This window comes from Bradyrhizobium sp. MV1.5, assembly GCF_055807615.1.
Genome location: NZ_JBVVPL010000025.1, coordinates 1 through 25,076, shown reverse-complemented (window position 1 = coordinate 25,076; position 25,076 = coordinate 1). Strand labels below are relative to the sequence as shown.

The following is a 25,076-nucleotide window of genomic DNA, read 5'->3' as shown; positions in this document are numbered from 1 at the left end:
TCGAAGGATGGCCGCAGTCGAGCTAGCAGCCGCGTGCGCGCATTCCGATCGCTGCACGTCCCGTCTTGCGACGTGGTTCCCGCTTCCTGCACCGCGGCAAATGCCAAGAGAATGTCGTCTCACTGGCCAACTTCCGACACAGCGCCCGGGCGAATAGCGTCGATCCGACATGATGCATGTGCTTCGGCGGTGACGGTCCCGACGTCGCCGTCGCATTCATTTTTCTCAGGGAATCCCTCGTGTCGCATAAGCTTGCCTCCGCGCTTCTCACCGCGCTCCTGATCGCGATCTCGTCTCTCTCCAGCGCCCGCGCCGCGCCGCCTGCGCCGGCGGTAAATAGCGTTGCCGCGTTGTCGCCCGATGAGGCCAAGCGCGCGCTGGAGACACTGCAGGACGACAAGAAGCGCGCGCAGATGATCGATACGCTGCGCGCGATCGCCACTGCGTCCGGTCCACAGCAGCCCGCGCCCGAGCCAAAATCGCCGATCCCGCTCGCGGCCGACGGCCTCGGTGCGCAGCTCATGCTCACCGTGTCCGAGGAGATCGGCGAAATGTCGCGAGACGTCGCCGATATGGCCAGGACGCTCACGCACTTCCCGGCGTTCTACTACTGGATAGTGCGGACCGCGAACGATCCCGCGGCCTACAATCTGCTGATCGAGATCGGTTGGAAGCTTGCGCTGGTATTCGGCTGCGCCTTTTGCGCCGAATGGGTGATGTTCCGTCTGATCCGGCGCCCCGTCGTGTTCCTGGAAGGGCGCATGCCGCAAACGGCGCGCCTGCCGGTGCAGGTGTTGCCGATTGCCGATCCGCCATCATCGGTCGCCGATGTCACCCCCGCGCCCGAACTGCACAGGCGCCGCCACAGCCTGGCGCGGGCCTGGCAAATCATGCTGCGGCTGCCCCTTGTGCTGGGACGCTTTCTGCTCGAGCTGCTACCCGTGTTGGTCTTTGTCGGCGCCGCCACGGCGCTGCTCGGCACCGAGATCGGCGAGCCCGCCACCGTCCGCCTCGTGATCTTGGCGGTCGTCAACGCCTATGCGTTCTCGCGCGGGCTCATCTGTGTGGTCCGTGTGCTGGCGGGACCGTTCGGCTTGTTTCCGGTCAAGGCCGAAACCGCCGCCTATATCGAGATCTGGGCGCGCCGAATTGTCGGTGTCGCCGTCTCCGGCATCGCCGTTGCCAACGTTGCGCTGCTGCTCGGCCTGCATCGCGCCGGCTATGCCGCGCTCTTGCGCATGGTGATGCTGGTCGTTCATCTCTTCGTCGTCGTCATCATCCTGCAATGCCGCCGCCAGGTCGCCGAAGCCATCCGCGCGCCCGCCGACCGGCAGGGGATCGCGGCGGCACTGCGCAACCGCATCGCGGGTGGCTGGCACTATCTCGCCATCGCGCTCGACCTCGCTCTGTGGGCCGTGTGGGCGCTGAACATCCGCAACGGATATTCATTGCTGCTGCAATATTTCGTCGGCACCATCGCGGTGGCGCTGATCACGCGTGTCGCCATCATGCTGACGCTGGGCCTAATCGACCGCGGCTTCCGCATCAGGCCGGAAATCCTCCAGCGCTTTCCGGGCCTCGAGATCCGCGCCAACCGCTATCTGCCGCTGCTGCGCAAGATCGTATCTGGCGTGATCGCGTTCATCGGCTTGGTGGCCGTGCTCGAAGTCTGGGGTGTCGACGCCATCGTCTGGTTCTATGGCGGCCAGATCGGCAGCCGGCTGATCTCCGCGGTGGTAACGATCGGCATTGCCGTTTTCAGCGCGGCGGCGATCTGGGAAGCCAGCAACGCGCTGCTGGACCGTCAGATCAATACGCTGTCGCGCGACGGCCACTACGCCCGCGCCGCGCGGCTGCGGACCTTTCAGCCGATGCTGCGGACGGCCTTGCTGTGCGTGATCGCCACCGTCGTCGGCCTCACGGCGCTCAGCGAGATCGGCGTCAACGTCGCGCCGCTGCTGGCGGGCGCCGGCATCGTCGGCATCGCCATCGGTTTCGGTTCGCAAAAACTGGTGCAGGACCTCATCACCGGCCTGTTCCTGCTGCTGGAGAACACCGTCCAGGTCGGCGACAGCGTCAGCGTGTCGGGGCTCTCGGGCGTGGTCGAGAACGTCTCGATCCGCACGATCAGGCTCCGGGCCGGCGACGGTGCCGTGCACATCGTGCCGTTCAGCGCCGTGACGACCATCACCAATGCCAGCCGCGGCGCCGGCAACGCGTCCGTCAGCGTCAACGTCGCCTACAAGGAGGACACCGACCGCGCCGGCCAGATCCTCAAGGATATCGTCGACGAGATGCGCCGCGAGGTGGAATTCCGCAGCCTGATCCGCGGCGATCTCGAGCTCTGGGGCATCGACAAGGTCGACGGCGCCATGGTGTCGATCGTCGGCCAGATCCGCTGCACCGAGGCCGGCCGCTGGCCGGTGCAGCGCGAGTTCAACCGCCGCATGAAGCAGCGTTTCCAGCACAACGGCATCGAGGTCGCATCCGCCACCCAGACCATCCTGATGCACATCGCGCCGCCGGCGGACAGCGCGGCTCATCTGACGCCGCGTCGAGCGGCAGGTTAGGGCGTGTACCCATAAACGTCGGCTTACCAATCCAAAGCGGAAGTGTCCCACCTAACGTGTGATCGGCGGCTTGTGACCCGAAGCGGGCATTCCGCATGGCTCGAAGCATTCGCGCCATGCGGTCGATCTTTGGGACATCGCCGCCAGGAGGGACTCGATTAACGGTGGCCCGATTGCCTGGCGTCGGCGACCAGCCTTTCGCCGGGCAACTTGCCACCAGCCAGCAGGCTGGTACAAAGCCACCGAGACTCTCTGGACGTCGCGCCAAGGAAACCCTTGGTCTCTACGCACTGCGCGTAGGTGTTGTAGTTGAGTGTGTCTCGGCAGGTCGGCGAGAACATGCTACCGTCAACCCCTTCCTGGCCGGAAAGGCTACATCCGACCCACGGAGCGTTGCCGACCCTGTAACTTGTTTCGCAACCACCGTTGCAACTGCTAGCGGATCTCTCCAGCTTGGCAAGCCTGCCCAAGGCCGTATTCGGCCCGAACGCAGGATTTTGAGCAGCTGACAAGCCGGTCGCACGATGGCGGGTTGCCCGATGCGATGTCACGGTCGTTGGCCCTTCCCTCGGCACAAGAGTTGGTCTTGCCTTCGGCGCTTCGACCGTGACGGCGGGAAGTGACGAGTTTGGTGTGGGTTGCGACATTGCCGTGCTGCTGCACAGTAAGACGGTTGACAAGGTCACGACGACTGACGGCACGGCGAAGCCTGACGAGAATCTCATAAGGTACCTCCCCAAATCGAGGACGGAATAGCCGCCCCGACACCTAGGGGTTGTATCACAACATACCGATACCGGCAATGAGCCCATCCAAGGATGAGGCGCCATCGACATGATCGCTCACCGGGCCGCTCGCGCCGTTGCGATGTCGTCTATTGGCTCAACTCGGACCTGGAGTGAGGTGCGCCAACACGGCCGGTATTGGAGGCAGAGCGGACCTCACACGAAGTGCAGCGCGAGTTTATGAGTACATGTCCCAAGCGGTCCAGCATCATTTCCAGCTTGCCTGTGCCGGCCCGGCAGCGTTCACTCCGGCTCCAATTCGCTGCGATGGGCCCGCAGCTCATCGTCGGGATAACACGCCGAGGGGGATCGTCACGAAGCTGAACGCAGCCATCGTCGCGGCGTGGCCGACCCCAATCTCGAGCAGCGCTTTGCCGAACTGGGGCAGGAGATTTCCACCCGCGGCACTCACCGTTTGCGGATTTCCGCTTCCCGACAATCCCATTGCGGAGACAGCCCTCTCCCCAACCCCTCCCCCGCACGCGGGGGAGGGAGCTCACTGCCGATGCCGCGCGTTGCCTTTTGACGCGCGCAGGGCCACGTCTCTCGCGACAACCTCGCTGCGGTGCGAGATCACAATCGATGCGCAGATGGTTACGTCCTTGATATAAGGTGAGCACTGGCCGACAATGGCTGTCCTCGAATAAGAAACTCCCTGGGGGAATTTGTGAACAGACCTGCTCGGGTCAGCGCCCATTCGACATCGTCCTTACCCGTGCACGGCATGGCGCTGCTGCGCGATCCCCTGCTCAACAAGGGCACCGCCTTCACCGGGCAGGAGCGCGATGCGCTTGGCCTTCGCGGCCTGCTGCCGCCTTGCGTGCTGACGATGGAGACCCAGGTCGAGCGGGTGCTCGTCAACCTGCGCACGCTGCCGACCGATCTCGAAAAATATGTCGCGCTGAATGCCTTGCACGACCGCAACGAGGCGCTGTTCTTCCGCGTCGTGGTCGACAATATCGATGAGATCCAGCCGATCATCTACACGCCGACGGTCGGACTCGCCTGCCAGAAATACGGCCTGATCTTCCAGCGCCCGCGCGGCATGTTCATCTCCTCGCGCGATCGCGGCCAAATCGCCGAGGTCCTGAAGAACTGGCCCCATCCGGCCAAGCTGATCGTCGTCACCGATGGCGAGCGCATCCTGGGCCTCGGCGATCTCGGCGCCAACGGCATGGGCATTCCGGTCGGTAAACTCTCGCTCTATTCGGCCTGCGCCGGCGTGCATCCCGAAACGTGCCTGCCGATCGTGCTCGACGTCGGCACCAATAACGAAGAGCTCCTGAAAGATCCGTATTATCTCGGCTTGCGCGAGCGGCGGCTCACGGGCGAGGCCTATGACAGCTTCGTCGACGAGTTCATGGTCGCCGCGCGAAAGACCTTTCCGGGTGTGCTGATCCAGTTCGAGGATTTCGCCAACCACTCGGCGTTCAAGCTGCTGCACAAATATCGCGACGAGGCCTGCGTCTTCAACGACGACATCCAGGGCACGGCTGCGGTGGCGCTCGCCGGCCTGTTCTCGGCGCTGCGCGTCAACGGCGGCAAGCTGAGGGATCAGCGCATCCTGTTCCTCGGCGCGGGCGAGGCCGCGACCGGCATCGCCGATCTCGTGACGTCCGCGATGATGGCGGAAGGTGCCTCTGAAGCCGAGGCGCTCCGCCGCAACTGGCTGGTGGATTCCCGCGGCCTCGTCGTCGGCGGCCGTGAAGGCCTGTCCGGCCACAAGCTGCGTTATGCCCATGCCGACCAGGCGCCGATCGCCGACTTCCTTACCGCGATCAGGACGCTGAAGCCCACGGCGATCATCGGTGTTGCCGCGGTCGGCGGTGCGTTCACGCCTGAGGTGCTCAAGACGATGGCCGAGCTCAACGAACAGCCGATCGTGTTCGCGCTCTCCAACCCGACTTCGAAGGCCGAATGTTCTGCGGAAGACGCTTATCGCTACACCGAGGGCCGCGCGCTGTTTGCCTGCGGCAGTCCGTATGATCCGGTCAAGCTCAACGGCCGCACCTTCGTGCCGCGCCAGGGCAACAACTCCTACATCTTCCCGGGCGTCGGTCTCGGCGTCATCGCCAGCCGCTCGCGGTTGGTGACGGACGAGATGTTCATGGCCGCCGCCCATACGCTCGCCAATTGCGTCGGCAAGGACGATCTCGCGCAAGGCAGCCTCTACCCGGCGCTGCCGCGCATCCGCGAGGTTTCGGTGCGTATCGCTGCCGCCGTCGCCGATGTCGCTTTTCAGCGCGGGCTTGCGGACGGACCCGCGCCCAACGACGTGAAGGCACTGGTTCAGTCGCAGATGTACGAGCCGCAGTACTAGCGCTTACATTCAAGCCGGACTCGCGGAGGCGGCTCCTCACCACTCCCTCTCCCCGCAAAAACGGGGGAGAGGGAGTGAGAGAGGTGCTCGCGAAAGAATCTGTCTCGATTCAGGACAAGCCAGTGTGGTGGAATCGCCACAGCTAAAGCGAAACGGCTGCGGCCGCAGGCGCGCTTTCGTTCCGACAAGGTTCTGCCCTCATTGCCCGCCGAAACTCGGGGCCATTCGGAGGGCGCATCATGTCTTGCTTTGCACGTGCCGAAACTGCCCGGATCTCGCCGGCAAGCCTGTGCCGGATCCTGCTCGCCATCATCGGTGCGGCGTCGCTTGCGGCGTGTGCGCAGTCGCCGGTCGGCCGCCAGAAGGCCGATCTAGGCACCCACCGCCAAGCCGCTGTCGAACGACCGCACAGGGTGGCGGCGCTGCATCCGCGTCCGATCAGCCGGGCGCGCGTGCCTGACGGTGATGCAAAACAGAGCGTCTCGCACGGCGTCGCCAGCTTCTATTCGGACACGGAGACGGCGAGCGGCGAGAGGTTCGACAAGAACGAATTGACCGCGGCCCATCCCAGCCTGCCGTTCGGCACCAAGCTGCGCGTCACCGACGTCTCATCCGGCCGCTTCGTGACCGTCAGGATCAACGATCGCGGTCCGTATGTTCGCGGACGCGTGGTCGACATCTCTCCCTCCGCGGCCGAGGCGCTCGGCATGGTCGACAAGGGTGTCACCAATGTCCGGCTCGACGTGGTGCGATAATTTCCAGCTGCATCGATCCGAAACGCTGTGCTTAACCGGCTGTTAGCCGCCTCCAGCGCACGATGGATACCCGAGCAATTCGGGACTCCAAATCGCACTCTGGGGGGCGACGTTTGAACACGATCCAGTATCTCGAAGATCAGGCCGCACGCGCCGAGCGGCTGGCCAAGCGGATCACGGATGCGTTGACGATCGAAAAGCTCCTGACCTTCGCAGGCGAACGCCGCCGCGAGATCGAGGTCATCGCCGGCAAGTACCGGCGCGCCTGATTCCTCCATGCACGCTCAGCTATGGCTCTCGACGAAGTCGCTGAGATAGTCGGGCAGCGTCACGCCATCGATGTCGCAGCGCGCCCGAATCTCTCCGGCGACGTCGGTCGAGATGTCCTTCATCCAGTGCTCGAGCGTGTTGAACGAGATGACCTTGACGGGGTCATTGAAGCAGCCGGCGACGAGCTCGCCAATCGTGGCATCGAGATCGCTTCGCTCGACACGGATTTCGGTCGCCTTGTCGAGGCGATCGATCACCACGAACAGGGTCTGGTCTGCGCCATAGGGCACGACCGGGGCTGGCACGCCGGCTTCAAGCATCTGAGGCACTCACGCCTTCGCTTCCGATCACCATCAACGGGAAAAGCCGGAAGAAGGTTCCTGCGCTCAGACGGTGCTTCTGCGGGGATCAGAGGAATTCTCTCAGCCGCGCCAGCTCCGTGATATGCTCGGGCGAGAGATTGTCGGTGACCAGCGGCGGTTGTGCGATCGTGCGGATCTCATAGAGATGCCTGGTCGCCGCCGGCTTCGCCATGAACGCCGAGATGCATTCGTCGAGCGTGCCCTCGATCACCTGGTAGGACGCTCGGTCCGACCGTCGCTGGTTCGCAAGCGATGGCCATTTATGCAGCACCGCAAGGACACCAAAATCGACCTTTGAATCCCCAACCACGTCCCCCATTGTCCTGCCTCACGCAAAAAGAACCCCGGCACACGATCGCGCGTACCGGGGCCCACACCCATTACTGCATCTCAATGCCACAGCACCAAACGCGATGACCGGGAAATAGTTCCCGCCAATTATTCCTGTCAGCTCGCTGCCGCCGCGATCCTATGTCCCGGATTGGTGCGGCCGTGGCTGGTCTCGTCGCCGTGACCAACTTCGGGCGGAAGCCCGGCAAAGCGTCGCAAGGCCTCGGCCATCTGCACCCGGCCCGGCGCGCCCGTGATGATCACGTCCACCATCGTGAAGGACGAATGGAAATGGCCGCGCGCCTTCAGTTGCTCGACCGGGACGCCGGCGGCTGCCATGGCCTCGGCATAGGCGATGCCTTCGTCGCGCAGCGGATCGAATTCGCAGGTGACGACGAAGGCCGGCGGCAGGCCTGCGACCTTGCCGCGGAGCGGCGAGACGCGCGGATCGGTGCGGTCGGCCGGCGAGCAATAGAGGTCCCAGAACCAGTACATCAGCGAACGGGTCAGGAAATAGCCGGTCGCATTGTCGTTGTAGGAGGGGCGGTCGAAGGTGCAGTCCGTGACCGGGCAGATCAGGAGCTGGCCCGCGATCTCAGGGCCGCCGCGATCGCGCGCAAGCTGACAGGTGACGGCGGCGATGTTACCGCCGGCGCTCCAGCCCGCGACCAGCACCGGGCCCGGCTTGCCGCCGAGCTCGGCGGCGTGCTCGGCGATCCAGCGCGTCGCCGCATAGCCGTCTTCGGCCGCGGCCGGGAAACGATGCTCGGGCGCATGACGATAGCCGACGCTGACGAGCATCATGCCGGTCCGCCGCACCATGTCGCGGCAGAACGGCTCGTCCGATTGCTCGTCGCCGAGCACCCAGCCGCCGCCGTGGAAATAAACTACGACCGGATGCGGACCTGATGTTGCCGGCTTGTAGACCCGATAAGGCAGGGGACCGTCGGCGCCGGGCAGGGTGCCGTCGACGATCTCGCCGATCGGCCGTCCGGCGGGACGGCCCTTGTTGAACTCATTGACGAAGGCGCAGGCGCCTTGCGCGCCCATCGACTCGATCGGCGGCAGGTTGAGGGACGCCAGCAGGTTCAGCACCAGCCGCACATCCGGCTGCAGCCGCACCACCTCGCCGTCATTGCATTGCGCGGCGACATCGGGGCCGGTCAGCTTGAAGCCGAGCATGCCGCGGCTGACCACCTCGTCGCAGATGCTGCGATAGGGACCGACGCCGCCGGTATAAGGCATCAGGCCCTGCACCTTGCCGGGCACGTTGCCGCCCGTGTACCAGGTGTTGGCGAGCCGGTGCAGCGTCACCATCGAGCAGTCGGCCATGTGCCTGTTCCAGCCGGCCTGCGCCGTCTCCGTTGGCTCGATCGTGGTGAAGCCGGCGTCGCGCAATGCTTTGAGCCGGTCGACGACCCAGTCGACATGCTGCTCGATCGACACCGCCATGTTCGACAGCACCGACGGGCTGCCGGGCCCGGTGATCATGAAGAAGTTCGGGAAGCCTTCGACGGTGAGCCCGAGATAGCTCTGCGGCCCCTGCGCCCAGACGTCGGTCAGCGACTTGCCGCCACGTCCGGTGATCGGATGCACGGCGCGGATTGCGCCGGTCATGGCGTCGAAGCCGGTCGCGAACACGATGACGTCGACGTCGACGCTGCGCTTGGCCGTCGTGATCCCACTTGCGGTGATCGCCTTGATCGGCTCCTGGCGCAGATTGACCAGCGTGACGTTCGGCCGGTTGTAGGTCGCGTAATAGTTGGTATCGAGGCAGGGGCGTTTGGCGCCGAACGGATGATCGTCCGGCATCAGCGCCGCGGCGGTCTCGGGGTCTTTGACGGCGGCGCGGATCTTCTCGCGGATCAGGTCCTGGACGATCTTGTTGCCGTCGAGGTCGACCGCCTGGTCGGCCCAGAGCTGGGTCAGGATGTGGACGAGGTCGCCGGCCGCCCAGGCACGCTCGAACCGTTCACGACGCTCGGCATCGCTTAATTGCCAGCTCACGACCGTCTGCTGCGGATAGGGCACGCCGGCCATCGACTGGCGCGCCTGCTCGCGATAGGCCGCACGATCGCCTTGCAGCAGGCTCATGCGATCGGAAGGCGCAGGACCGTTGTGCGCCGGCAGCGCGAAATTCGGCGTGCGCTGGAACACGGTCAGGTGTGCGGCCTGCTCGGCGATCAGCGGGATCGACTGAATGGCCGACGATCCCGTGCCGATCACCGCGACGCGTTTTCCGGCGAGATTCACGCCGTCATGCGGCCAGCGTCCGGTGAAATAGACCTCGCCCTTGAAATCCTTGACGCCGTCGATTTCCGGCGGCTTCGGCGCCGAGAGGCAGCCGGTGGCCATGATGTAATGGCGGCAGGAGACCAGCGCCGTTGTCGGTGGTGAGCTGCCAGCGTTCGGTCGCTTCGTCCCATTTCGCTTCCGTGACCTTGGTCTTGAAGCGGATGTCACGCCTGAGATCGTAGCGGTCGGCGACGAAGCCGAGATAGCGCAGGATCTCCGGCTGGGTCGCGTATTTCTCCGACCAGGTCCAGGCGGTCTCGAGGTCCGGATCGAAGGTGTAGCTGTAATCGATGGTCTGGATATCGCAGCGCGCGCCGGGATATCGGTTCCAGTACCAGGTGCCGCCGACGTCACCGGCTTCTTCGAGGCCGACCGCCGTGAGGCCAGCCTTGCGCAGCCGATGGAGAAGATAGAGGCCGGCAAATCCGGCACCGACCACGGCAACATCGACCTGCTGGCTGGTTCCGCGCCCCGCGTCAGAGGCACGTGCAGCAACCATTGCGTCAGGCATGGCATTTCCTCCCGTGTGTTTTGTTTTGCCGGCAGGCTATCGCTGCAGGTTCGGCTTGTCATCACGGCACGTGCAATCTTCGGTCACCATTTGCGGCGTCATCATGGCCGCGTGAATGTTGCGGCAGCACACGCATCGCGATGCACAATGGCCGTGATTTCCCGGGCTAATCTTGTACGGTCCGTCTGTGTATGCTTGCGGCTACAAGCCACGCGTGCCGACGGGCGTCATGACAGAGTTGAGTGAGCGGACCAAAGCGAACATGGACGTCGTCCTGGAGGAGACGTGCCGCCAACTGCCGCACGGCGGCGATCACGACAGCCGCAGGTTCATCGCCCAGCGGCTGATCGAGGCGGCGCAGTCCGGTCACACCACGCTCGGTGAACTCGGCATCATCGCACGGCACGCACTGGCGGAGCTTGTCGCCAAGGGGAGCTAGAAGGGGAGCTAGGCGCGACCGCGGCGCTTGCCTCGCAGCGGGCCACGGACATAACCTGCCCAAATCCTTCCGCGCATCGAGATGCTCCGAAGATGCGGTCCGTGTTCGCGCTTTTTGCGACGTCTCTCATCCTCTGTTGCGCCGGCTCGGCCATGGCCCAGCCGGTCGGCCAATTTCCATTTGCGCTGACGCGTGAAGGGCAGATGCTTGGCGCCGTCGAAGGCGAGGTGGCCTCGTTCAAGGGGCTGGCCTATGCGGCCGCGCCGATCGGTCCGCTGCGCTGGCGTCCGCCGCAGGCTGCGCCCGAGAGTGCGGAGATGCGCACCGCCTATGCCTATGGCGCGCCGTGTCTTCAGCCCTCGCTGCCGGGATCGAGTGAGGATTGCCTTACGCTGAACGTGTTCCGTCCGTTCGGGGTCGACGGGCCGTTGCCGGTGATGCTGTTCATCCACGACGGCGCTTTCGTCAGCGGCACCGCGAACGATCCGCTGTTCGACGGTGCCAGGCTCGCGCAAGCCGGCGTCATCGTGGTGACCGTGAATTTTCGCCTCGGCGCGTTCGGCTGGCTCAGCGATCCCGCGCTGTCGGAAGGCGGCTCCGGCAATTACGGCCTGATGGACCAGATCGCGGCGCTGCATTGGGTGCACGACAACATCGCGGCGTTCGGCGGTGATCCGAACAACGTCACTCTGTTTGGCAGTGGCGCAGGCGCGACCTCGATCGCGCTGCTGATGCTGTCTGCGCAAGCGCGCGACCTGTTTCAGAAAGCCATTCTGCAATCGCTCCCCGGCCGTGCGCGCCTGCGTTCGGCACAAGAGGCCGAGAGTGTGGGCCGGCAATTCGTGGCGGCGCTGGGGCGACAGGTCGATTTACGCGCCGCCGAGTCGCGACGCCTGCTTGCCGTCGAAAAACATCTCCTGGAAAAATCGCCGCGGAGCTTCGGCCCGACGATCGATGGGAGTCTGGTGCGCGAGGAGGTCGCCGCGGGCTTCGCGGCCGGACATGAGAGCCGCATTCCCCTGATCATCGGCTCGAACGACGACGAGACGGGCTTCGATAGCGAGCTGGATATGCGGGAAGAGCTGGCATCGTGGGGCATCACGAGCGATGAACTGCGCACGCTCTATCCCGACCTCGCCAGACCTTCCGGCCGCGCGGCAAGGTTCTACACCGACAAGGTCTTCTCGGAGCCGGTGAGGCTGCTGGCCCGCCTGCATGCCGCCAGCGGTGCGCCGACCTTCCGCTATCGCTTCGCCTATGTGCCGGAGGCACGGCGCGCAAACCCCGAGGGCGGTCACGGGCGGGAATTGCAGTTCATCTTCGGCGTGGAAGGCATGCCCGGTGCGGGCATCTTGTCACGAGCCGATCGCGAGGTCGCAAATCGCATGCGCGCCTACTGGATCAATTTCGCCAAGAGTGGCGATCCCAACGGTGCGGACCTGCCGCATTGGGATTCGGCCGCAGGCAACGATCGCCTGCTGCTGATCACGAACGAGCGCATCGCGAGCGGAGACGACCCCTGGTCGGAGCGCCTGGACCGGTTTGGGCGTTAGGGCAGGATGAGTTGGACTTAAGCCGCGAGCTCGACGCGCGGCGCCGGGCTCAGCCGGTCTTCCTCCAGATAATCCATCGCGCCGTCTTTCTCGACGGCGTAGAACTGCTGGCCTTCCTTCGACTTGTAGGCGGCGCGAACGACGCCGCGGCGGCCCTTGTCACTGTTGACGACGTCCCCCAACGCAAACTTCTTCATTTCACGTCCCTGGCTGCTGGCCGACTCCTTCGGCTACGCCCGGGATTCTGGGCGGAAAATCGTTAACGTCTTGCTAACCATACCGGTTTGCCTATGCTCGCGACCGATCGCGCGGGCAGCACGCGCATGTTGCCAATGAAACGAGCCTTCACCCATGGTGCGATTTCCGACCTTCTTCCTGTCGCATGGCGGCGGTCCCTGGCCGTTCATGGAGGACAGGCGAGTGCAATATGCGAAGACCGCCGAGGCGTTCGGCCGGCTGCCGCAGCTCTTGCCGGAGAAGCCCAAGGCCGTGCTCGTCATATCAGGACATTGGGAGGCTGACGCCTTCACCGTGTCCACCTCGGCGCATCCGCCGATGGTGTACGACTATCACGGTTTCCCCGAGCACACCTATCACCTCAAATATCCTGCGCCGGGGCGGCCCGAGCTCGCCGCGGAGGTGAAGGCGCTGCTCACGCGCGCGGGCGTCGATTGCCGGGAGGATCCCAACCAGGGTTTCGATCACGGCACTTTCGTGCCGCTCGGGCTGATGTATCCGAACGCCGACATGCCGATCGTGCTGCTATCGCTGAGATCGAGCTATGACGCGGCCGAACACATCAAGGTGGGGCAGGCGATTGCCTCGCTGCGGGACGAAGGCATTCTGATCGTCGGCAGCGGGCTCACCTATCACAACATGCGCGGGTTCGGCCGCGCTGAATCGAAGCCGGTCTCGTATGATTTCGAGGCCTATCTGAACGAGGCGATCAGCCACAAGGACGCGGCGCGCCGCAACGCGATGCTGGTGGACTGGGAGAACGCCCCGAGTGCGCGCCTCGCCCATCCGCGCGAAGATCATCTGCTGCCGCTGATGGTGGCCGCCGGCGCCGCCGGCAGCGACGCGGGCAAGCGCGTCTTCGTCGACGAGGTCGCAAATGTCGCGATGGCGTCGTATGTGTTCGGGGGGTAATCTTCACCCTCTCTCCCGCACGCGAGGAGAGGTGAAGAAGAGTGGCTCACCCGAATTTCAGCTTCATGAACAGGATGCCGCCGGCGAGCACCATGGTGATGACGTTTGCGGCGATGAGGGGCGCATCGCCCGACAGCAGGCCATAGACGAGCCAGAGCGCCAGCCCAAGCACCATGACCAGGAACATGCCGAGCGAAATATCGCCGGTGGAGCGGGTTTTCCACACTTTGATGGCTTGCGGCGCGTAGGCCACGCTGGTGCAGGTCGCGGCGGCAAAGCCGATCAGTTTGATCACGAAGGGGTCCATGGCGGCTCTATAGCATTGATTCGACGATGGTGACGGGTCTGGGGCGGCGATCCAGGCGACAGTCTGTGCGCGCGCCTCGTCCTTCGAGACGGCGCTTACGCGCCTACTCAGGATGAGGCTAAGCAGCACCGCGGCTGTCGAAATCGCTTCCGCGTACTCCGCCCTCATCCTGAGAGCCCGCGGAGCGGGCGTCTCGAAGGATGGACCGCAGGAACGCTATTCCACGCGACAGCTCCCCTCAGGCGCGCGCGGTCATGAGGCCGCGATAGAGTGCGGCATAGTCACCGGCGCGGTTGCGCCAGGACACGTCGGTCGCAAGGCCGCTAAGTTGCAGCCGGCGCCAGGTCAGCTTGTCGTGAAAGGCGATGTTGGCCTTGCGCAGCGTGCCGGCGAGGGCATCCGCGGTCACGGGGCCGAACTTGAAGCCGGTTGCATCGTGGCCCGATTTATCGGCCTCGCCGATATCGACGATGGTATCCTCGAGGCCGCCGACGCGCGAGACGATGGGCACGGCGCCGTAGCGCAGCGCGCAAAGCTGGGTCAGGCCGCACGGCTCGAACCGCGAGGGCACGATGAGCGCGTCCGAGCCGGCCTGGATCAGATGCGCCATGATCTCGTCATAGCCGATCACGACTCCGATCCGGCCAGGGTTCGCGCGTGCAATGGCCTGATAGCGATCCTGCAGATCGCGGTCGCCGCTGCCGAGCAGCGCGAGCTGCATGCCTTCGCGCAAAATGGTCGGGATGGCCTCGAGCAGCAGATCGAGCCCCTTCTGCCAGGACAGGCGGCTGATGACGCCGAGCAATGGCGCTTCGTCCGACGAATCCAGATTGAACTGTTGCTGAAGCACCGCCTTGTTGGCGGCCCGGAACGTGAGGTCCTCCGCGCCGAAGCGGTAGGCGATGTGCGGATCGGTTTGCGGATTCCAAACGGATACATCGATGCCGTTGAGGATTCCGCTCAGCACGTTGGCGCGGGCGCGAAGCAAGCCGCCGAACCCCATGCCGCCCTCGTCGCTCTGGATCTCCTGCGCGTAGGTCGGCGAGACCGTGGTGATGCGATCGGCGAATTGCAGGCCGGCCTTCAAAAAACTGATGCCGCCGAAATATTCGAGGTCGTTGATGCCATAGGCGCGCCAGGGCAGGCCAATCGAACCGATCAGCTCGGGCGCGAACTTGCCCTGATAGGCCATGTTGTGGATGGTCATCACGGTGGCCGGCCGCGGGCGGTTGTCGTAATGCAGATAGGCCGGCGCCAGCCCGGCCTGCCAATCGTGGGCATGCACCACGTCGGGCACGAAGGCGGGAACGAGGCCGTGGCCGATATCGGCCGCGATGCGCGACAGCGCGGCAAACCGCACGCCATTGTCCGCCCAGTCGACGCCTTCGGGCGTCACGTAGGGGTTGCCGGGACGTGCGTAGAGATGCGGCACGTCGAGCACGAACAGATCGAGGCCGTCATGCGAGCCGGCGAGCAGACGTCCGGGTCCGCCGAAATAATCCGGCCAGCGCCGGATTTCGTCGGCTCCCCCCAGCACCCGCATCACGTCGGGATAGCCCGGCATCAAGGTGCGCATCTCGACGCCATGCGCCTTCAGCGCGATCGGCAGCGCGCCCGCGACATCGGCGAGGCCGCCGGTCTTGACGATGGGATAGACTTCAGAGGCGACCGCGAGGACGCGAACAGGCGTCATGTATTGAGCCTGTCGAGCATCGGCTGGGTGATGAGCGAAATGCCTTGCTCCGTGGTGCGGAAGCGTCTTGCGTCCAACTCGGGATCCTCGCCGACGACGAGCCCTTCCGGGATCTCGACGCCGCGATCGATCACGACGTTCTTCAGGCGCGCGCCGCGGCCGACATTGACGTAGGGCATGATCACGGCGTTCTCGACATTGGCGTAGGAGTTGACGCGCACGCCGGTGAACAGCAGTGAGCGCCGCAGCGAGGCGCCGGAAATGATGCAGCCGCCCGAGACCAGCGAGCTCACGGCCTGACCGCGCCGGCTCTCCTCGTCGTGGACGAATTTTGCCGGTGGCGTGATTTCCGAATAGGACCAGATCGGCCAGGCGCTGTCGAACAAGTCGAGCTCGGGCACCACGTCGGTGAGGTCGATATTGGCGGCCCAATAGGCGTCGACAGTGCCGACATCGCGCCAATAGGCGCGGGGGTCGCTGCCGGAGCGGACGCAGGAGGTCGAGTACTGGTGCGCCATGGCGCGGCCGTTCTTGACGAGGTAGGGGATGATGTCCTTGCCGAAATCGTGGTTGGAATTCGGATCCTCGGCGTCGCGCTTGAGCTCCTCGAACAGGAATTTCGCGTCGAACACGTAGATGCCCATGCTGGCGAGCGAGACGTCCGGCTTGCCCGGCATCGGCGGCGGGTCTTTCGGTTTTTCCAGGAACTCTTTGATCCATCCGTTCTCGTCGATATGCATGATGCCGAAGCCGGAAGATTCCTGGCGCGGCATCTCCAGGCAGCCGACGGTGACGTCGGCGCCGCTGTCGACATGCTGGCGCAGCATCACCTCGTAATCCATTTTATAGATATGGTCGCCGGCGAGAACCACGATGAAGCGGCAGGCGTGGGATTCGATGATGTCGATGTTCTGGTAGACCGCATCGGCCGTGCCGACATACCACATGTTTTCGGAGACGCGCTGGCTCGCCGGGAGGATGTCGAAGCTCTCGTTGCGCTCGGGACGGAAGAAGTTCCAGCCCATCTGAAGGTGCCGGATCAGGCTGTGCGCCTTGTACTGGGTGGCGACGGCGATGCGGCGGATGCCCGAGTTCACCGCGTTCGACAGCGCGAAATCGATGATGCGGGATTTCCCGCCGAAATAGACCGCGGGCTTGGCGCGCCGGTCAGTCAGCTCCAGCAGCCGGCTGCCGCGTCCGCCGGCCAGGACGAACGCCAGCGCCTGACGGGCAAGCGGCTCGGGTCTCGCGGCACTCATGTCATTCTCCCACAACTCTGGCGCTCGCGAGAAGCCTCCCGGCCGCGCTCATTTGGAACCGATAGTAATGGCACGAATAGTAAATCGGGAAGGTGGTTGTTGGTTGCGAATGCGCCGGAAGCTTAATGCTTTGCCGCGGCGATCGGGCCTCAGGCACCGTCTTGCCGGTGTCACACGCGGCGAGGTTGTGGAGCCCGTCGGGTACCGGTTGATCAGAATGGAGGCATGCGTCTTGTGCGGTGCACGCAAAATCAAGGCCGAATTTCTGGCTTTGACCTTGCGCCCGGATGCCCGATCATGGGCTGCGTCCATGTCCAAGCAAAATGTCAGACAGGGAGTAAGACGATGACGATCTGGAAAACGGCAATCGCCTGTTCGCTGGCCAGCGCGGTCATGGCCGGCCAAATCGAGCGGGCCGCCGCGGGCCCGATGCCGACAAATGTCGCGACCATGAAGGCCGCGGTCGGCGATGATGTCACGCAGGTGTATTGGCGCGGCCGAGGTTTTGGATGGGGTATTGGCGGCCTCGCAGCCGGCGCGATCATCGGCAGCGCCATCGCCAGCAGCGCCTATGGCTACGGCTACTATGGCGGTGGTCCATATTACGGCGGCTATGGATATCCGGGGCCGGCTTACGGCTATGCGCCTGCCTATTATGGCGGCTATGGACCGGGTTACGCCTATGGACCGGGCTACGGTTATGGCGGCTATTACGCGCGTCCGCGCTATTACGGCTATCGCGCTTATCGTCCATATTACGGTCACCGTTACGGCTACTACCGGCCGTACCGGCACTATCACCGCGCGTATTGGTGATTGATCAAACGGGCGGACCCGCTCGCCGCAGGTCGCCGATGCTGAAAGGGTTTGAGGGCCGCTGGACGCATGCGGCCCGATCGGCTTGCGCGCGTTGAACCCGGTGATGCGGCACGACCAGCCGGCCATGCCCGCCCGCGACAATCCCGATGCAGATCGCGACGATGATCGCGATCTCAATGCACCATTCGAGCGGTCCCGAGCTCATGGCAGCGCGATGGTGTTGGCGAGATCGAACTCGGACAGGCCTGGGCCGCCGCACGCGAGGTAGATCGCCAGGAGGAAGATGCGGCTGAGGACGGTGGCGCCCAATATGACCCTGATGTCGTATTGGCGAATGACAAAAGCGAGAGGCGGGATCGCCAGATGTTTTAAAATGCTCATGGCCAACTCCTTGCCAAAATTCAGGCATCGACTGCCTGTTGACTGAATGACAGCGTGATGAAAAGGCCGTCCGACGCCTTGCCGGCGTCTCTGAAATGGACAGGCCAATGCTAGTGCCGGCGCAGGGCGCAGGTCTTTATCGCGTCCTTACATTTGGCTGAGCTTTCCCTTAAGATGGGGGAGCATCCGGGGGTCGGAGCCGTGCGTAGAGACGCGCTTGCCTTTGGTGAATTCCGCCTCGACCGTGCCAACGCGCTATTGTGGCGAGGCGGGGAGCGGATCGCGCTGGCGCCGAAGCCGTTCGAGGTTCTTTGCCATCTCGTCGGTCGGCCCGGTGAGCTCGTCACCAAGGAAGAGTTGCTCGACGCGGTCTGGTCCGATCTGCACGTCAGCGAGTCGAGCCTCGCCGTTGCCGTGAATGCGCTACGCTCGGCGCTCGGCGACGAGAGGCAGTCCCCCAATTACATCGAGACGGTCACGCGGCGCGGCTATCGCTTCATTGCGCCGGTCGCGACCGCCGACTTGCCTGCGATCGAGCGGGCGCCCGAAGAGGAGGCGGCGTCCGTCACGGAGCAGGCTGTCGATCGACGCCGGCACTGGAGAGTCGGGCGCACGGGGGCACTCGACACGCTGGACAAGGCGTTGCAACTCGCGCGTACCGGACAGCGTCAGGTCGTCTTTATCACCGGCGAGGCCGGGATCGGCAAGACCACCCTCTTGCAAATGACGCTCGACAGGATGAACCAGCAGGGACTGGGCGTGCTGCACTGTAGCTGCAACGAGCTGTTCGGCACCCATGAGGCCTTTCTTCCGCTGATCGGAGCGCTGAACGAGTGCTGCCGTCGAACCGATGGAGCATCGCTGCTGGCGTCCATCCGCGAGCACGCGCCGACGTGGCTCGCGCAAATGCCCGGATTCCTCGGCGAAGCAGACCGGGCAGCATTCCAGCATGAGGTCTTTGGCGCAACCCGGGAGCGCATGCTGCGCGAATTTGCCGATCTCATGGAACATCTCGCCGTCACGCGACCATGGGTGATCATCCTGGAAGATCTGCATTGGAGCGACTTCGCTACCGTGGATGTGCTCTCCCGGCTGGCGCGGCGGGATCGGAGGGCTTCTATCCTCGTGCTGGCCACCTACCGGCCGATGGAAGTCGCTGTCGGCGGACATCCCATCCGCGCGGTTCACCAGGACTTGCGGATTCACGGACACGCCACCGAGCTCGCGCTCGATCGGCTCACCGGCACCGACGTCGAACGCTATCTTTCGCTGCGCTTCAACTCGGCCGATTTTGCCAGAGAGCTGGTCGAGCGCATCTTCGCGCGAACCGGCGGCCATCCTCTGTTCGTGTCGTCTCTGCTCGACCATCTCGTGGCGCAGGGCGCGCTGGTCGAGCACGAACTGGGCTGGCGGCTGGTCAGCGAAGACGCGGCCTCGCATGACAGCATGCCGCGCGATCTGGAAGGCATGATCAAGCAGCAGATCGATCACCTCACCGTGGACGAGCGCTGCCTGCTCGAGGTCGCCAGTGCGGCGGGAGCGGAATTTTCCGCGCTTCACATCGCCGGTGCGCTGGACCGTCCCGTGCTGGATGTCGAGCAGATGTGCGAGGACCTGGCACGGACCGATCGCATTATCGTCGCTGCCGGCATGACCGAGTGGCCGAACGGAGGTGTCTCCGGTCGCTATGCGTTCCAGCACGCGCTTTACCAGGAGATCCTCTACCAGCGGCTCGCGCCGGCGCGCCGCATGAAAACCCATGCGCTGCTTGGGGCGGGGCTCGAGCAAGGCTATGGGCCGCAGGCTGTGGAGATCGCCGCCGTTGTCGCGCGCCACTTCGAACTGGGCCGTGATTTCCCGAAAGCGATGCATTATCTGGGCGCGGCGGCCGAGGGCTCGGCGCGAAGGTTCAGCACGCGCGAGGCCGCCAATTACCTGTCCCGCGCTTTGGAACTGGTGCCGCATCTGCCGCCGGAGTTTCAGGTGGCGACACGTCTGAAGTTGCTGCTTCAGCGCGCCTGGGCCTGGCGGGCCAGTGGAGATTTCCTGAATTCCCTGCAGGATCTCAGCGCTGTCGTCGCGCACGCGGCGGAGAACGGGCACGTGCGCGAAGAGGTGAACGCGCTGGTCGATCTCAGCCGATTCTGTCTTTACGTCGATCGACGCCAGAGCCTGCCTGTTGCGGAACAGGCCCTTGTCAAGAGCAGGGCGATCGACGACGCCGCGTTCAGCGCTCTGGTCCAGGGCAACCTTGCCAATTTGAAGCTGATGCTCCGCGGCTGGGATCGCGAGAATGCGGAGCTTGCCGAGCGTGCGTCAGCACTGATCACCGGAGAGCAGGATCTGAGCATGCGGCTGCGACGCTGCTCGATGGAGATGGTGCTGGAGTTCCTGCGCGCGAATTATCCCGCCTGCTGCGATGCGACGACCAGGGGAAAGGAGCTCGCCCGCCTGGTCGGTGATGTCTATCTGTTCGTCCTCTATGAGTCGGTCGAGGCGTTTGCCCAGATTTATCTCGGTGAATGGGGCCAGGCGCAACGAAACCTCGTCTCCGCGTTGGCTATCTCGGAACGGAATGCAAATCCGCAGGCCGTCGCGCTGTGTCATCTCGCGATCGGATGGCTGTATTCCGAGGCGGAGGAATATGGCAGCGCGTCACGGCGTGCGGAGGATGCGCTCGGCCCGATGATCGAGGCCAATCCGTTCACCTTCTTCGTCGGCAGGAACCTGCTGGCGCGGGCTTATGTCCGGATGGGCGACCTGCCTCGGGCGCGGCAGCATCTCGATGCGATGGAGCGGCGGATGGAGGTCGACCGGGTGCCGATGGAGTCGCTGGTCATCCCCCACTATTGGCTCACTTGCTGCGACTATTGGATCGCGATCGGCGATCTGGACCTTGCCCGGAGTTCGGCCAGCCAGTTTCACGAGGTGACGAGCGCGGCACCCGACCGGCCGTTTCTCGCGCTGTGCTACGAGACCATGGCGAGAATTGCGATCCTGCAGCAGGATGCGCAACTCGCCGGCGGGCATTTGTCGGCGGCAATTTCGATCGTCCGTCGTGCCAGGTTGCCGCATGCCGCCTGGCGGGTTTATCGCACGACCGCGATGCTCTATGAAAGCCTCGGACAAGCGCAAAGGGCTGCCAAGTGGCGGGACCGCTCCTGCCAAGTGATTGCGTCGCTGGCAGAGACGCTTGATCCCGGCGATCCGCTGCGGTCGGCGTCCTTTTTCGACGCAGGCCGGGACAGCGGGCCCCATCATGAGGGACGGTGATCGGCTCAATCCGGCAGGTCTGCGATCTCTCGCGGTTCGCCGGGCGCTTGCTTGATCTTGAAGTGATTTTGCTGCTGCCGCAGCGTGCGGGAGGCCCGGTAGGCATCCCTGCGCAACCGCATGATCGAGCCGAGCGGCTGATGCGCGGCGAGACATCGCCATGGATCGAACGAAAGCACCTCGTCGGAATAGACGCGACGCGCGGGGCTGTCGGCGGTCTGGCGCGGCAGTGTAATCTTGCCGAGTGCTTGCGGTGGCGCGACGTCTTCGGGCCAGTCGATCGAGGCATCTTCGATCGGTGTTCGCTCCAGGTCGGTGCAGAGCTGGGCAAATAATTCGTACTCGGCCGCATTGTCCTTGAAGAAGGCAACGACGCTGTTCAGCACGGCATCATCGGCATCGTGGCAGGGTTGGCCGGTGAGTTGGCGAACCGACGCCGACTTCGGCACCAGGCGAAGCCTTGCGATATAATCGCCAAACCGCAATGCTCCCTCTGTGTGAAAGGTCTCTCCGAGAATGTTGCTCCCGGCATCACCGAGCGCCTTCAAGACGATCGGGATCGGAATGCCTGTTCTGTCCGATGCGGCGACCAGGACGCGCGCCAAAAAGCCTATGGGTCCGTACGCCAGATCAGGCAGGAACAGGGTGTGCTCGACCTTATGCTGTGCGCGCATATAGGCCATCGCATCCGCGAAATAGCTGGGGTGATTGACGAGCAGGAGATCCTGGTTGGTCGATTGGTCGTCGCCCAGCGCCTTGGGCCCAGTCACGCCCAGGACCTTGATGGCAAACCCCCGTGGCGAACGGACGCGATCGCTCCTGTTGAATGCGGTGGAGAGGCGGACGATGATCGGGAAGTGGCCAGCCTGCTTGAACAGGCCCTGGCGCAGATGATCCGGCAAATCCTCGTAGACGATCAGCTCGCCCCGGAGATAGCCGGCGCCCTTGGCGTGCTGCTGCCGGGTCCCATGCTTGTCTTTGCGAAAACTGCGATCGCTCGTTCGCGAAATCGAAGCAACGATCTCCTCGACGGCCGCCGCTTCCTCAGGCCGGATGTGTTCGACGGATGGATCGTAACGAAGATACCGATCGGCTGACATGGCGCTGATCTCCAGCCCTAAGGTCGCCTTCCCATTGCAAGCGTCGACGGCCGCAGGGCAAATCACTGTAAGCCCGTCCGGTCGGGATCGGCAACCCGAGAGCGAGTTGTGATTGCCTGGACCAACCGCGGGATGAGGCATCCTGTTACCGACGCGATCACACGGTCGATGCTAGGCCAGCGGCGTCTCGTAAGTCCTTATGGGCTCCTTATGTTGTCCTGATCTTTTCCTTAAGGCCGGCCCGGAGCACGAGATCTCACAAGGCTCTCAAGCACCCGTGAAGCGGACAGAGCGCATTCCAACCCGACAGGATTTCGCGAAAGGTTCGTTCTGCGTTTCATGCCAACGGCAACACCCGCATTGCTATTTGCACGACCTCCCTTGCAGCACGCTCGGTCCCCTCAGAAATCATCCAGACGACCACATCGGGAGACCGGCCATGGGCCTGCAAGAACAAAGAATCGAATCGCTTCCCTTCGTCACCGCTGAACTTAACTATCTCGCGCCAGTTTCCGGCAAGCCGCGCACTTATGCCTTCGATCCGCCGCCTGGCGAGCCCAAAAGCACGTCGCTGCCGGAACCGCATCAGGTCCCGATCTTCGATGCACGACTGATCGCGCAAAATTTCTCGCTCGACCGCGAAGGCTTTGCGATGGTGCGGCATCCAACCCGGGTCAAGGACTTCAGCAACGACGAAGAGGTGAGGGCGGTCTACTATCCCGCCGTCGAGGCCTTCCTGCGCGCAACGCTGAAAGCCGACCGCGTCGTCATCTTCGACCATACCCTGCGCAGGCGGATCGAGGGCGTCGCGGACATTCGCGACGCTGGCCCGCGTCAGCCCGCAACGCGCGTCCACGTCGACCAGACCCCCATCTCCGGCGCCAACCGCGTGCGCGAGCATCTGCCCGATGAGGCCGCTGAGTTGCTGAAGGGCCGCGTCCAGGTGATCAATCTGTGGCGGCCGATCCGCGGTCCCTTGCGCGACTCGCCGCTGGCGATGGCTGACGGCACGACGGTCGCGCCCGACGATCTCGTCGCCTCCGATCTGATCTATCCGAACCGCCGCGGCGAGACTTATTCGGTGAAATACAATCCGAACCATCGCTGGTTCTATTTCCCCGAGATGACACCGGACGAAGCGCTGCTGCTCAAGTGCTACGATTCCGCAACCGATGGCCGCACCCGCTTCGGGCCGCACACCGCGTTCGTCGATCCGACGACGCCGGCGGATGCGGCGCCGCGTGAGAGCATCGAAGTCCGCACGCTGGTCTTTCACAAACAGTAACAATGTGTGATGGCACCGCCGGGCGCGGCCCGGCGGCGGCTCAGGAACCCACGGGAACCAACAAGCGTTGCTGGGCGGGGCAGGGCCAACCGGGAGCGGTGCCGTGCGAGCGCAGACCACGCTATTTTCTTGCCTTGCTACCTTTTCGCTTTCTGCAGTTTCCTTTGCCCAGGCCGAAAGCGGGCTTGCCACCTATTACGGATACGGAAAAGCCGGGAAAGGCGAACTGACCTGCGCGCACCGGACGCGCCCCTTCGGAAGCGTGCTGAGGGTGTCCTACGGCAGCCGCTCGATTCAATGCCGCGTCAATGATCGCGGCCCCTTCATCCGCGGCCGGATCGTCGATCTCTCGGTGCCGGCCGCCAAAGCGCTGGGCATGATGAGCGCCGGCGTGGTGCGGGTCTCGGTGGAATAGACCTGCCAGCGCGCTATAGTGCCGCCCACAGCATGGGTCAGGGGGCGCTATGGCCAGGATCAGGGTGGGACTCGTCGGCTGCGGCTTCGTGTCGGAGCTGCATATGTATGCGTTCCGGCGTGTCTACGGCGTGGATGTCGAGGTCGCGGCAGTCGCAGCGCGCGGCGACCACGTCGTCGAATTCGCTGCCCGCCACCAGATCACGCGGGTCTATCGCAATTTGGCCGAGCTGATCGCGGACCGCGAGCTCGATGTCATCGACATCTGCACGCCGCCCAATCTTCATGCGGCGATGATCGTCGCCGCCATGCAGGCCGGCAAGCACGTGATCTGCGAAAAGCCGTTCGCCGGCTATTTCGGCCGCCACGGCGACCGGCAGCCGATCGGCAAGCATGTGCCGAAGGCGCTGATGTATGAGCGCGTGCTGGAGGAGATGGATGCCACGCGTGCCGCGATCGAGCGCACTGGAAAGCTCTTCATGTATGCCGAGGACTGGATCTACGCACCCGCGGTGACCAAGACCGCGGAGATTCTCAGAGCGACCAAGGACAAAATCCTGTTCATGAAGGGCGAGGAGAGCCATTCCGGCTCGCACGCGGCCCATGCCGCGCAATGGGCGATGACCGGCGGCGGCTCGCTGATCCGGATGGGCTGCCATCCGCTCTCCGCCGTGCTGTATCTCAAGCAGGTCGAGGCCAAGGCGCGCGGCGAGACCATCCGCGTCGCCAGCGTCAGCGGCGATGTCGGCAACGTCACGGCCGCCCTCAAGCCGGAGGAGCGCACCTATATCAAGGCCAATCCGGTTGACGTCGAGGATTGGGGCACGCTGACCGCGACGTTTTCGGACGGCACCAAGGCCACCGTGTTCTCCGGCGACATGATCATGGGCGGCGTGCGCAATCTGATCGAGACCTACACGTCAGGCGGCTCGCTGTTCGCCAACATCACGCCGAACAATCATCTGATGAGCTACCAGACCTCCGAGGAGAAGCTCGCCTCCGTCTACATCACCGAGAAGGTCGACCGCAAAACCGGCTGGCAATATGTCTGCCTCGAGGAGGAGTGGACGCGCGGCTATCTCCAGGAGATCCAGGACTTCATGGAATGCGCCGCGACCGGACGGCAGCCGCTGTCGGACCTGGCGCTGGCGTATGCGACGATCAAGGTGAACTACGCGGGCTATTGGGCGGCGGAGGAGGGGCGGC

Annotated in this window: 20 protein-coding genes and 1 pseudogene; 12 read left to right on the top strand and 9 right to left on the bottom strand. The window is 64.2% G+C overall.

Translation table 11 applies throughout. From position 1 onward, the window contains the following. Positions 1-239: 239 nt before the first annotated feature. From AC0L2J_RS22330 to AC0L2J_RS22315, 4 genes are all read left to right on the top strand, one after another. Entirely contained in the window at positions 240-2,570 is a 2,331-nt protein-coding gene (locus AC0L2J_RS22330) for a mechanosensitive ion channel domain-containing protein (RefSeq protein ID WP_473394410.1), read from the top strand. A 1,452-nt stretch (positions 2,571-4,022) separates the two neighbouring features. Continuing rightward, the gene (locus AC0L2J_RS22325) at positions 4,023-5,675 is read left to right on the top strand and encodes an NAD-dependent malic enzyme (RefSeq protein WP_083843274.1); all 1,653 of its coding nucleotides are present in this window, start codon (positions 4,023-4,025) and stop codon (positions 5,673-5,675) included. 239 nt (positions 5,676-5,914) lie between these two features. Continuing rightward, entirely contained in the window at positions 5,915-6,430 is a 516-nt protein-coding gene (locus AC0L2J_RS22320) for a septal ring lytic transglycosylase RlpA family protein (RefSeq protein ID WP_007613286.1), read from the top strand. Positions 6,431-6,543: 113 nt separating this feature from the next. Further along, the gene (locus AC0L2J_RS22315) at positions 6,544-6,699 is read left to right on the top strand and encodes a hypothetical protein (RefSeq protein ID WP_198287841.1); all 156 of its coding nucleotides are present in this window, start codon (positions 6,544-6,546) and stop codon (positions 6,697-6,699) included. Positions 6,700-6,714: 15 nt separating this feature from the next. On the opposite strand, the gene AC0L2J_RS22310 is transcribed toward AC0L2J_RS22315, so the two are convergent. The 3 genes and pseudogenes from AC0L2J_RS22310 to AC0L2J_RS22300 form a co-directional block, all read right to left on the bottom strand. After that, positions 6,715-7,020 (bottom strand): hypothetical protein, encoded by a 306-nt coding sequence (locus AC0L2J_RS22310; RefSeq protein WP_007601056.1) that lies wholly within the window; start codon positions 7,018-7,020, stop codon positions 6,715-6,717. A gap of 88 nt (positions 7,021-7,108) precedes the next feature. Beyond that, positions 7,109-7,381: a hypothetical protein gene (locus AC0L2J_RS22305; RefSeq protein WP_007613284.1), complete on the bottom strand. Its 273-nt coding sequence runs from the start codon at positions 7,379-7,381 to the stop codon at positions 7,109-7,111. 128 nt (positions 7,382-7,509) lie between these two features. Beyond that, positions 7,510-10,198, bottom strand: a pseudogene (locus tag AC0L2J_RS22300) (flavin-containing monooxygenase). A gap of 229 nt (positions 10,199-10,427) precedes the next feature. On the opposite strand from AC0L2J_RS22300, the gene AC0L2J_RS22295 reads away from it, so the two are divergent. Beyond that, the gene (locus AC0L2J_RS22295) at positions 10,428-10,637 is read left to right on the top strand and encodes a hypothetical protein (RefSeq protein ID WP_050992716.1); all 210 of its coding nucleotides are present in this window, start codon (positions 10,428-10,430) and stop codon (positions 10,635-10,637) included. Between the two features lie 92 nt (positions 10,638-10,729). Beyond that, positions 10,730-12,190: a carboxylesterase/lipase family protein gene (locus AC0L2J_RS22290; RefSeq protein ID WP_473394401.1), complete on the top strand. Its 1,461-nt coding sequence runs from the start codon at positions 10,730-10,732 to the stop codon at positions 12,188-12,190. A gap of 17 nt (positions 12,191-12,207) precedes the next feature. Here AC0L2J_RS22290 and AC0L2J_RS22285 read toward each other — a convergent pair whose 3' ends face one another. Further along, the gene (locus AC0L2J_RS22285) at positions 12,208-12,387 is read right to left on the bottom strand and encodes a hypothetical protein (RefSeq protein ID WP_007601069.1); all 180 of its coding nucleotides are present in this window, start codon (positions 12,385-12,387) and stop codon (positions 12,208-12,210) included. A gap of 154 nt (positions 12,388-12,541) precedes the next feature. Here AC0L2J_RS22285 and AC0L2J_RS22280 point away from each other — a divergent pair, with 154 nt between their 5' ends. Beyond that, positions 12,542-13,339 (top strand): DODA-type extradiol aromatic ring-opening family dioxygenase, encoded by a 798-nt coding sequence (locus AC0L2J_RS22280; RefSeq protein WP_007613279.1) that lies wholly within the window; start codon positions 12,542-12,544, stop codon positions 13,337-13,339. A 46-nt stretch (positions 13,340-13,385) separates the two neighbouring features. Here the strand turns inward: AC0L2J_RS22280 and AC0L2J_RS22275 are convergent, their stop codons facing one another. From AC0L2J_RS22275 to glgC, 3 genes are all read right to left on the bottom strand, one after another. Continuing rightward, on the bottom strand, positions 13,386-13,646 hold the full coding sequence (locus tag AC0L2J_RS22275) for a SemiSWEET transporter (protein ID WP_473250154.1): 261 nt from the start codon (positions 13,644-13,646) through the stop codon (positions 13,386-13,388). Positions 13,647-13,884: 238 nt separating this feature from the next. After that, positions 13,885-15,339, bottom strand: coding sequence for a glycogen synthase GlgA (glgA, locus tag AC0L2J_RS22270; protein ID WP_473394392.1), 1,455 nt, complete (start codon positions 15,337-15,339; stop codon positions 13,885-13,887). Then, positions 15,336-16,598, bottom strand: coding sequence for a glucose-1-phosphate adenylyltransferase (glgC, locus tag AC0L2J_RS22265; RefSeq protein WP_007613273.1), 1,263 nt, complete (start codon positions 16,596-16,598; stop codon positions 15,336-15,338). The genes glgA and glgC overlap by 4 nt, the downstream gene beginning before the upstream one ends. Positions 16,599-16,943: 345 nt before the next feature. Between glgC and AC0L2J_RS22260 the strand changes: the two genes are divergently transcribed. Beyond that, positions 16,944-17,414 (top strand): hypothetical protein, encoded by a 471-nt coding sequence (locus AC0L2J_RS22260; protein WP_473394387.1) that lies wholly within the window; start codon positions 16,944-16,946, stop codon positions 17,412-17,414. Positions 17,415-17,618: 204 nt separating this feature from the next. Here AC0L2J_RS22260 and AC0L2J_RS22255 read toward each other — a convergent pair whose 3' ends face one another. Continuing rightward, entirely contained in the window at positions 17,619-17,798 is a 180-nt protein-coding gene (locus AC0L2J_RS22255) for a hypothetical protein (RefSeq protein ID WP_007613268.1), read from the bottom strand. 174 nt (positions 17,799-17,972) lie between these two features. On the opposite strand from AC0L2J_RS22255, the gene AC0L2J_RS22250 reads away from it, so the two are divergent. Then, positions 17,973-21,071 (top strand): ATP-binding protein, encoded by a 3,099-nt coding sequence (locus AC0L2J_RS22250; protein ID WP_473394384.1) that lies wholly within the window; start codon positions 17,973-17,975, stop codon positions 21,069-21,071. A 5-nt stretch (positions 21,072-21,076) separates the two neighbouring features. On the opposite strand, the gene AC0L2J_RS22245 is transcribed toward AC0L2J_RS22250, so the two are convergent. Next, on the bottom strand, positions 21,077-22,171 hold the full coding sequence (locus tag AC0L2J_RS22245) for a catalase family protein (protein WP_473394380.1): 1,095 nt from the start codon (positions 22,169-22,171) through the stop codon (positions 21,077-21,079). A 439-nt stretch (positions 22,172-22,610) separates the two neighbouring features. Between AC0L2J_RS22245 and AC0L2J_RS22240 the strand changes: the two genes are divergently transcribed. The 3 genes from AC0L2J_RS22240 to AC0L2J_RS22230 form a co-directional block, all read left to right on the top strand. Then, a complete protein-coding gene (locus AC0L2J_RS22240; protein WP_473394377.1) occupies positions 22,611-23,456 on the top strand; it encodes a CmcJ/NvfI family oxidoreductase in 846 nt (281 codons plus the stop codon). A 103-nt stretch (positions 23,457-23,559) separates the two neighbouring features. Next, positions 23,560-23,871: a septal ring lytic transglycosylase RlpA family protein gene (locus tag AC0L2J_RS22235; protein ID WP_473394374.1), complete on the top strand. Its 312-nt coding sequence runs from the start codon at positions 23,560-23,562 to the stop codon at positions 23,869-23,871. A 49-nt stretch (positions 23,872-23,920) separates the two neighbouring features. After that, positions 23,921-25,076 (top strand): Gfo/Idh/MocA family protein (locus AC0L2J_RS22230; RefSeq protein WP_473394370.1); only part of this gene is annotated, 1,156 nt, incomplete at its 3' end.

Coding starts and splice junctions, on each gene's coding strand:
- AC0L2J_RS22320 (WP_007613286.1), top strand. CDS start 5,915: ATGTCTTGCTTTGCACGTGCCGAAACTGCCCGGATCTCGCCGGCAAGC.
- AC0L2J_RS22310 (WP_007601056.1), bottom strand. CDS start 7,020: ATGCTTGAAGCCGGCGTGCCAGCCCCGGTCGTGCCCTATGGCGCAGAC.
- AC0L2J_RS22305 (WP_007613284.1), bottom strand. CDS start 7,381: ATGGGGGACGTGGTTGGGGATTCAAAGGTCGATTTTGGTGTCCTTGCG.
- AC0L2J_RS22295 (WP_050992716.1), top strand. CDS start 10,428: ATGACAGAGTTGAGTGAGCGGACCAAAGCGAACATGGACGTCGTCCTG.
- AC0L2J_RS22290 (WP_473394401.1), top strand. CDS start 10,730: ATGCGGTCCGTGTTCGCGCTTTTTGCGACGTCTCTCATCCTCTGTTGC.
- AC0L2J_RS22285 (WP_007601069.1), bottom strand. CDS start 12,387: ATGAAGAAGTTTGCGTTGGGGGACGTCGTCAACAGTGACAAGGGCCGC.
- AC0L2J_RS22280 (WP_007613279.1), top strand. CDS start 12,542: ATGGTGCGATTTCCGACCTTCTTCCTGTCGCATGGCGGCGGTCCCTGG.
- AC0L2J_RS22275 (WP_473250154.1), bottom strand. CDS start 13,646: ATGGACCCCTTCGTGATCAAACTGATCGGCTTTGCCGCCGCGACCTGC.
- glgA (WP_473394392.1), bottom strand. CDS start 15,339: ATGACGCCTGTTCGCGTCCTCGCGGTCGCCTCTGAAGTCTATCCCATC.
- glgC (WP_007613273.1), bottom strand. CDS start 16,598: ATGAGTGCCGCGAGACCCGAGCCGCTTGCCCGTCAGGCGCTGGCGTTC.
- AC0L2J_RS22260 (WP_473394387.1), top strand. CDS start 16,944: ATGACGATCTGGAAAACGGCAATCGCCTGTTCGCTGGCCAGCGCGGTC.
- AC0L2J_RS22255 (WP_007613268.1), bottom strand. CDS start 17,798: ATGAGCATTTTAAAACATCTGGCGATCCCGCCTCTCGCTTTTGTCATT.
- AC0L2J_RS22250 (WP_473394384.1), top strand. CDS start 17,973: ATGGGGGAGCATCCGGGGGTCGGAGCCGTGCGTAGAGACGCGCTTGCC.
- AC0L2J_RS22245 (WP_473394380.1), bottom strand. CDS start 22,171: ATGTCAGCCGATCGGTATCTTCGTTACGATCCATCCGTCGAACACATC.
- AC0L2J_RS22240 (WP_473394377.1), top strand. CDS start 22,611: ATGGGCCTGCAAGAACAAAGAATCGAATCGCTTCCCTTCGTCACCGCT.